This is a genomic window from Komagataeibacter oboediens (genome assembly GCF_018491655.1).
Lineage (GTDB): Bacteria > Pseudomonadota > Alphaproteobacteria > Acetobacterales > Acetobacteraceae > Komagataeibacter > Komagataeibacter oboediens.
In genome coordinates this window covers 1-7,747 of the sequence record NZ_JABLUU010000037.1, presented here as the reverse complement: position 1 = coordinate 7,747, position 7,747 = coordinate 1, and the positions used below count along the sequence as shown (strand labels likewise).

Below are 7,747 nucleotides of genomic sequence, written 5' to 3'. Positions count from 1 at the left end.
GCACGTCCGCGAACGGCAATAACATCGATACAGACGGCGCGCCTTATCCGCGGACGGGCTGAAGGCGGAAACAATACGGTGAGTCATGGTCCACATAGGCCATGATCGGCCAGAGCCCGCAGCATTGTCATGACAATGCCTCCGGCTTGAGTGCGCGGGGCCTCCGTATAGCACAATGACAGACGGTCCTTTACATGTAGACATGTCTCCGATCGCAAATCTCTGGTAGAAGAAGACATGATTGATACTGGCGTCAGAAGCAGCTTGCCTAACCACGCTAACCTGGGTGAGGCCCGGTTGGGGTGCAGAAAATACTATATACAGCCGATGTAAAACGGAACTCGGTTCGTCGCAGCTCGTACGTGGAAACACCAAAAGACCAGCTAAAGATGGCCCTGTATGCCCACATAAAGCGCATAAAGCCCGTGTGATGCCGCCATGAACAGTCGGTTACGGCGCCTGCCGCCAAAACACAGATTGGCGCATCGTTCGGGTAAAGGAATATGGGCGCGGGGCCGGCCGGAAGGGCCGAATACCATCACACCGTTCAGATCCGGGCCACCGCCCCAGCCGCACCACAGATTGCCATCCATATCGCAACGCAGGCCGTCCGCACGGGCATTGGGGGCCGGTTCTATCAATAGGTGACGGGCGGCAATACGTGTCCGCCCGGCATCCAGTTCGCAGGCCCATATGGTATTGGGCAGGCTACCGCTATCAATGACGTAAAGAATGTCTCCTGCGGGAGAAAAGCACAGCCCGTTGGGATTGATGAATTCCGTGTCGACCTGTTGGAGCCTGCCGTCGGTGTCCAGACGGTACAGTCCGGTCGGCAGTTCTCCCGCTTCCGTCCCGCCGCCTTCATAAGCGCTCAGCAGGCCGTAATCCGGATCGGTAAACCAGATCGCACCATCCCGGGCTACGACAACATCATTGGGCGAGTTGAGTCGCTTTCCATCAAACCGGCTGGCCAGAATGGTAATCGTACCATCATATTCAGTACGGGTGACCTGTCTGCTTTCGTGTTCACAGGTAATCAGGCGCCCGCCCCGGTCGCGTGTATTGCCATTGGCATGCCGTGAGGGCGCACGGAACACGGATGTGCGCCGTGTTTCCTCCGACCAGCGCAGGATGCGGTCATTGGGGATGTCACTCCACAGCAGATAGCGCCCATCGCCAAACCAGACGGGGCCTTCACCCCATTCGGTGCCACGCGCCAGACATTCCACCTCGCTATGGGCCAGCAGGCAGGACGCAAAGGATGGATCAAGGCAGACGGGGTCATAATCCGGTCGCGGCAGATAGACAGGTTCCTGGGCATCGCTGATGCCCAATGCGAAAGAGGGAATCATGGGGTGATGCTTTCCTCACCTTCCATATGCCTTCCGGGCAGCGTTGGTGGCTGGTAGAAAATGACTGCCGCCACCATGAACGTGCCGATGACGACCGAACTTTCAATGGCCTGCGGCAGGCCCCACTGACCGCCCAGCCACGGCACGACGAAGCCGCATACGCCCTGGCCCAGCGCCGCCACGGCGTAACTGCACCCCATGCCGAAGGAACGGTTGGCCGAGGGAAAGCGCTGCGAAAGATAATGCGGCACCAGGGCAAAAACACTGTTGCCAAACAGCCCCATGACCAACGCGGCCCCAGCCAGCACCCACATGGAATTTGCGGAAATGAAAGGCCAGATATCCACGATCGTGATCAGGAAATATGTGACAAATACCGTTCGTTCTCCCATCCGTGTGGCCAGTAGACCACAGAGCGGCTTGCCAATCAGTGAACCCAGGCAGTAGCAGCCCAGCAGGGGAAAGACCTCGGCCGGGGTCAGGTTCTGTACCTTGCGCAACAGAGTGGGGTAAAAACTATATATCGCGGCATTCTGGAACTGAAGGACTGCCATGAACAGCAACGCCTGAAGTGCTGCGCCATCCAGTCTGAATCCGGTGCGCGAACGCGTTGTGGCGGATGAGGCGGGCGTGGCCTGCAGGCGCAGCCAGACCGGACTTTCAGCAACATCACGGCGGATGAAGATGGCCAGGATGGCCGGAATGACACCAATCAGGAACATGGCCCGCCACCCCCAGTAGGGCAGGACCACAGCCTGCACGGCAGCAGCGGCGAAGAAACCACATTCATACCCTGCCATCATGATCGACGAGGCCAGCGAGCGTGCCCGTGGCGGCACGCTTTCCATAAGCAGCGAGGCAGAGGCGGTCCATTCCCCCCCGAACCCGATACCAAACAGGAACTGCACAACCAGCATGCCCAGATAGGTCCATACCAGTGCCGTAAAACCGGAAAATGCTGCAAACCACAACACGCCGATCATGAATGTAAGCTTGCGGCCATACCGGTCGGACAGCCAGCCCCAACTGGTATTGCCCAGAATGCGCCCGACACTCTGAGCCGTAATGACCAGCCCCATGGCCGTCAGCCCCACGCCGAGGCTCTTGCCAATATCGGGCAGGCACAAAAGCAGGGCAACCTGATCGAATGCATCGAGAAACCAGCCCAGAAATGCCGCAAGGGTTACCCGCCAGTAGGGGCGCAGCAACATGAGGGGGCTGAGGCTATCATCATCATCCGGCATTGCCGCAAGACCGGACATGGAGAGAGTGCGTTGATCCGACACGTCTTGTTCTCCTGCATGCCCATTAAGGTGCATGCGCTATGTTATTCTGTCTTGTTTATGGGAATGGCAGACCTTTTTAGGGACAGGACAGGAAACGGGGGCATTCTGTACGCGCGATGGTCTTACCACTCCGCTACCGAACCATCTGCATGGCGCCAGACGGGGTTGCGCCAGCGATGGCCTTCGGCGGCTTTTTCCCTGACGTAATCCTCGTTGATCTCAATTCCCAGTCCGGGTCCGTCGGGAATGGCCACGGTGCCATCAACGTAGGAAAAGACCGATGGATCATTCACATAATCCAGCAGGTCATTACTTTTATTGTAATGGATGCCCAGGCTCTGTTCCTGAATGAAGGCATTGTAGCACAGCGCATCAAGCTGCAGGTTGGCCGCCAGTGCGATCGGCCCCAGAGGGCAGTGTAGTGCCACCGCCACATCATAGGCTTCCGCCATGGCAGCGATCTTGCGTGTTTCGGTAATACCGCCAGAGTGGGACGGATCGGGCTGAATGATGTCCACGCAGCCCTGTTCGAGTATTTTCTTGAAATCCCAGCGCGAGAACAGCCGCTCTCCCAGGGCGATCGGAGCGGAGCAATGGGCCGTTATTTCAGGAAGGGCATCAAAATTTTCGCTCAATACCGGCTCTTCTATGAACATGAGATCGAAAGGCTGCAGTTCACGCGCCAGCACCTTGGCCATGGGTTTGTGGACCCGGCCATGAAAATCCACACCGATACCGATATAGGGTCCCACCGCGTCCCGGATGGCGGCAACACGGGCAATGGCCGCATCGACTTTCTCATGACTGTCGATGAACTGCATTTCTTCCGTACCGTTCATTTTTACTGCCGTAAAACCGCGGGCAACCACATCCTTTGCGGCACGGGCCGTATCGGCAGGGCGGTCGCCGCCAATCCATGAATAGACCCGGATGCGGTCACGACATTTACCACCCAGCAACTGCCATACCGGCATGCCGAAAGCCTTGCCCTTTATATCCCACAGCGCCTGGTCAATACCGGCAATCGCGCTCATGTGGATGGCGCCACCGCGGTAGAAACCAGCGCGGTACATGACATTCCAGTGGTCCTCGATCATGAAGGGGTCCTTGCCGATCAGGTAATCGGACAGTTCTTCCACCATGGCGGCAACGGTTGCGGCGCGGCCTTCCACGACCGGCTCCCCCCAGCCGGCAATTCCCTCATCCGTTTCGATCTTGAGAAACAGCCAGCGCGGCGGAACCATGTAGGTACGTAGTGCTGTAATCTTCATTTTTGTTTCCTGTTATTGTTATTTTTACTTCGGACGGTGCACAGATTCAGGATAGGGCCTTCATGAAACGGTCGGCTGCACGCCCAACGTCCGCGGCTGTATTTCCAGCACGATATAACGCCGACCCCAGACCAAAACCCGCAGCGCCCGCAGCCAGATAGGACTGCATGTTATCAGGAGTAATCCCCCCTACGGGAATGAAACGGGTGCTACGCGGGAAGACGCTTTTCCACGCAGTCAGGGCCTTCGTGCCCAGCTGTTCCGCCGGGAACAGCTTGAGGGCATCCGCCCCGGCATGAAGAGCTGCGAACCCTTCGGTTGGGGTCGCCACGCCGGGGGTGCAGATCATGCCGCGCTTCTTGGCTTCCGTGATCACCGCCAGATCGGCGTGGGGCATGACAACCAGCCGCCCCCCATGGCTGGCAACCTCGCCCACCGCATCAGGGGATGTAACGGTGCCTGCCCCCACCAGGATCCGGTCCCCGAATGTATCCTGCAGCAGAGCGATACTCTGATAGGGTGCGGGTGAATTGAGGGGAACTTCGATAATGGTAAAGCCGGTGTCAACCAGCACGCGGCCGATGTCGAGCGCCTCGTGCGGTTGCACGCCGCGCAGGATGGCGATGAGAGGGCAACGGGTAAATGCCGTGTCGAAGCAGGTCATATGACAGCTCCTTTCTGGTCGTGTAAATGGGACGGAGTCCGGTCAAGCAGGTGGGCGGCACAGGCTAGCCGGAACAGGCCGGCAGGCGCAGTATTTCCCGCTATTGAAGGTGGGGGGTGCCCCAGTACCGTAAACGCCAGCCGATATCGCTGGCACAATGCGCGTTCGCCTACAAGAACAGGCGTGGCGTGCTGAGTGGCCTCCAACGCGGCCATGCCAGCGTGGATTTCTTCCCCGATCAGCAGACCGGACAGATAATCGGCGGTATAGGCGCGTTCCAGCCTGTTGCGCAGCACAACGGTGCGGGCCGAAAACAGGCGACCAGCAAGAGGAATGCCAGACTGAGCGGTACGGACCCCCATGGCAAAAGCCTCATCACGGTAGCCGTCATCAGGTGGCGCTGTTGAGGGCAGGCGACCAAGGATGCTGTGCCGCATAAGAACGGCAAACAGTTCACCCGTCATGAATGTCCGGAATTCTGTGATAATCTGCCCTTGTACTTGCGCCCATTTGGAGTGTGTGCCTGGCAGGACAACCGTATGATGGCTGTTCCCATCAGTTCCCATTATTCCGACAATCTGCGTTTCCTCGCCGCGCATCACATCGGGTAGGGAACCGTCCTTCAGCAGGCCCGGGACGATATGCAGCATGCCGTGGGCCGTAGGCTGCAGGCCCAGTCCGTCGGCGAGTTGGCACAAGGATGCTGGACAGGGAAGATAGGATACTTCCCGCCAGCCGTTGATGCTTCCCACCATGCCACAGGCCAGCATGGGCACCGGATCATTCAGCCGCCATTGTGCGAGGATGTCTGACAGAACCTGCGCAAAACCACCATCCGGCAGATGGAGAATTCCCTGTCGGGCATGATGGGTATGCAAGATGATACCCTGCGCGTCGAGCAGCCATGCGCGTAGCGACGATGTACCCCAATCCAGCCCCAGTAGTGCGGGCTTTGCGGGATCAAGCGATTTCATGAGTCAGTCCTTTCCAACCCATTTGCCGCGAAATGGCTTCGGCCGCATTCAGAACCATAGGGGATAGTTCCTCCATGCGCGCGCGGGGAAGATAAACCGCCGCGCTGGCAATGCTGATTGCAGCCACGATGCAGCCACGTGCATCACGCAGGGGAGCGGCGACGCAATGTATGCCCGTTTCATTGTCTTCGAGATCGAACACGCAGCCCGTATTCCTGTAGGTGTGCATCCGCTCCAGCCACAGATCAGGAGACGTCCCTTTCTCTGTCGCGTCCCGATATAAACGCCGCCATTCGGATTTTGTGTCATCCAGCAGGAGCGCACGTCCAACACCGGTCAGGGCAAGGGGCATGCGCTGACCGATGCGGGAACGCATTTCCAATCCGCGCTGGCCGTTGACCTTGTCAAGATACAGGACATCATTCTCGACGCGGATACCGAGATGGATGGTATCCCGCGATTTTAGGCCCAGTTCACGTAGGATGGGGCGGGCCACTACGGCTATGGGGTTATCTTCCTGCGCGTGCTGTGCCAGTTCCAGAAAGCGTGGCCCGAGGAAATAGGTGTCGCCCGGCATTTGCCGGAGCCAGCGGCCTTGTACAAGAGCCGCTACCAGTCGCTGCGTTGTGCTGCGCGTATAGCCTGCATGGGTCATGAGGGCAGGTAGGGAACGGTGGCCCTCGCTGACCGCCTGCAGCAAACACAAGCCCCGCCCAAGGGTCTGTGTCCCATCTGGCCATGTCTGGTCTCCTGCACTCATTGTATCTGGACCGCTATCTTGTTTTTGTTGTCTGAGCCTAGAACGCGATATCTGGGAATTTCAATATATGAATGGGAAACCCATATTGTGGGATATGATTAATTACACATGTTATACCTTGTGCGGCCATTAACTATTAATACATTACATAATATATATTTCGTGCACATTTATTTTATTCGGGGTTTATATATTTTCGATTTCTGTTCACGTTGACGTCATGATGGCGTTCTATCCATCAGACAGCAAGGCGAGCTTCGGCCAAAACACCCAGCCCCACGGTTGGCGTCGTTTTTAGTAGTCAAAATAACAATGTTTCATGTTGTGGATTCTATCTAGCGTATCTGCATCGGAACTTTCAGCGAAGAAAATGTGGATATGAAAGTATCCGAGCACGGAATCGATATATAAGAACAAATTAAATAATACTATATACAAAAAATAAAATAACAGGACGAATTAACGCGATGAGCATTAAATGCAATAGTACCAACAAAGTATACCTATGGTGTTGACATTTGCAGCATAAATATTGTGTGTTAATAAGCGGAAGGAGTGCATAATTATGGATAAATTACCACATTACCCCGATATCACCTCTATGAGCGGCCAGGCATCACGTCGCTCCATGCTTAAATATTTTTTTGCCACACTCCTGTTGCCGCCCATCTGTGCAATAGCTAAGGACACCAGCGCAAGTAACGCATCTATCCAAAATGCACTCGAAGCATGGGCAAATGCAGCGGGACTTTCTCCAGATATGCATCATGTCCGCACCATCATCGCCGATTATTTTGCGTCGACCCCTGAACATGCTTCGCTTCGCCAGCAGCGCCAACGCGCGGATGCGTTCTATCTTAACAACATTCCTCTTCCGGCTGATTTGCGGTTTACCGATGTGAATACGCGACCTGTCAAAGGTGAATGGTCCACAGGCAAGCTGACCGCCCCTCATAAAATCATGCTCTATCTGCACGGTGGAGGATATGTTTTAGGTAGTCCAAAAGGATGGCGGCCAGTTAGCGCAGTGATTGGACGCGAAGCAGGGATCATGACTTTTTCACTTGCCTATCGTCTTGCTCCCGAACACCCGTTTCCCGCAGCGCTGGAAGATGCGTGCACAGCATATCGCTGGTTGCTGTCCATGAACTATTCTGCCAGGCAGATCATTATCGCTGGAGATTCTGCTGGTGGTGGTCTGGCCCTGGCAGTGATGTTCAAACTTCGCTCATTAGGATTGCCGTTGCCCGCAGCCGCTTTCGTGATGTCACCTTGGACGGATCTGACACTTGGTGGCGACACGATGGATCGACCTCTCGAGTACGACCCGTATAATATAAAGGCCGACAACCAAAGGAATGTGCAGGCCTATCTAAAAGGAGGGGATGTCCGGAATCCGTATGTATCGCCATTATTCGGTGATTTTCGCGGCTTTCCACC

General features: G+C 56.1%; 7 protein-coding genes and 1 pseudogene. 1 reads left to right on the top strand and 7 read right to left on the bottom strand.

What is annotated here, in order from left to right:
* Positions 1 to 383: 383 nt before the first annotated feature.
* The 7 genes and pseudogenes from HNO79_RS16185 to HNO79_RS17335 all read right to left on the bottom strand — a co-directional run.
* Positions 384 to 1,352: an SMP-30/gluconolactonase/LRE family protein gene (locus tag HNO79_RS16185; protein WP_025812611.1), complete on the bottom strand. Its 969-nt coding sequence runs from the start codon at positions 1,350 to 1,352 to the stop codon at positions 384 to 386.
* Positions 1,349 to 2,638, bottom strand: coding sequence for an MFS transporter (locus HNO79_RS16180; protein ID WP_227001135.1), 1,290 nt, complete (start codon positions 2,636 to 2,638; stop codon positions 1,349 to 1,351). The genes HNO79_RS16185 and HNO79_RS16180 overlap by 4 nt, the downstream gene beginning before the upstream one ends.
* A gap of 122 nt (positions 2,639 to 2,760) precedes the next feature.
* The gene (dgoD, locus tag HNO79_RS16175) at positions 2,761 to 3,909 is read right to left on the bottom strand and encodes a galactonate dehydratase (RefSeq protein ID WP_025812613.1); all 1,149 of its coding nucleotides are present in this window, start codon (positions 3,907 to 3,909) and stop codon (positions 2,761 to 2,763) included.
* Between the two features lie 46 nt (positions 3,910 to 3,955).
* Complete coding sequence (locus HNO79_RS16170) at positions 3,956 to 4,573, bottom strand: 2-dehydro-3-deoxy-6-phosphogalactonate aldolase (RefSeq protein WP_141302653.1); 618 nt, start codon at positions 4,571 to 4,573, stop codon at positions 3,956 to 3,958.
* Entirely contained in the window at positions 4,570 to 5,547 is a 978-nt protein-coding gene (locus HNO79_RS16165) for a 2-dehydro-3-deoxygalactonokinase (RefSeq protein ID WP_141302651.1), read from the bottom strand. Before HNO79_RS16165 ends, HNO79_RS16170 begins: the two co-directional genes overlap by 4 nt.
* Positions 5,534 to 6,124, bottom strand: coding sequence for an IclR family transcriptional regulator (locus HNO79_RS16160; protein ID WP_051577497.1), 591 nt, complete (start codon positions 6,122 to 6,124; stop codon positions 5,534 to 5,536). The genes HNO79_RS16165 and HNO79_RS16160 overlap by 14 nt, the downstream gene beginning before the upstream one ends.
* Positions 6,125 to 6,136: 12 nt before the next feature.
* Positions 6,137 to 6,307, bottom strand: a pseudogene (locus tag HNO79_RS17335) (helix-turn-helix domain-containing protein); the annotation flags it as partial.
* A 565-nt stretch (positions 6,308 to 6,872) separates the two neighbouring features.
* Here HNO79_RS17335 and HNO79_RS16155 point away from each other — a divergent pair.
* A partial coding sequence (locus HNO79_RS16155; protein WP_214165933.1) for an alpha/beta hydrolase occupies positions 6,873 to 7,747 on the top strand: 875 nt, incomplete at its 3' end.

Excerpts from the sequence above, each read along its gene's own strand:
- dgoD (WP_025812613.1), bottom strand. The coding sequence starts at position 3,909 with ATGAAGATTACAGCACTACGTACCTACATGGTTCCGCCGCGCTGGCTG.
- HNO79_RS16160 (WP_051577497.1), bottom strand. The coding sequence starts at position 6,124 with ATGCCGGGCGACACCTATTTCCTCGGGCCACGCTTTCTGGAACTGGCA.
- HNO79_RS16165 (WP_141302651.1), bottom strand. The coding sequence starts at position 5,547 with ATGAAATCGCTTGATCCCGCAAAGCCCGCACTACTGGGGCTGGATTGG.
- HNO79_RS16170 (WP_141302653.1), bottom strand. The coding sequence starts at position 4,573 with ATGACCTGCTTCGACACGGCATTTACCCGTTGCCCTCTCATCGCCATC.
- HNO79_RS16185 (WP_025812611.1), bottom strand. The coding sequence starts at position 1,352 with ATGATTCCCTCTTTCGCATTGGGCATCAGCGATGCCCAGGAACCTGTC.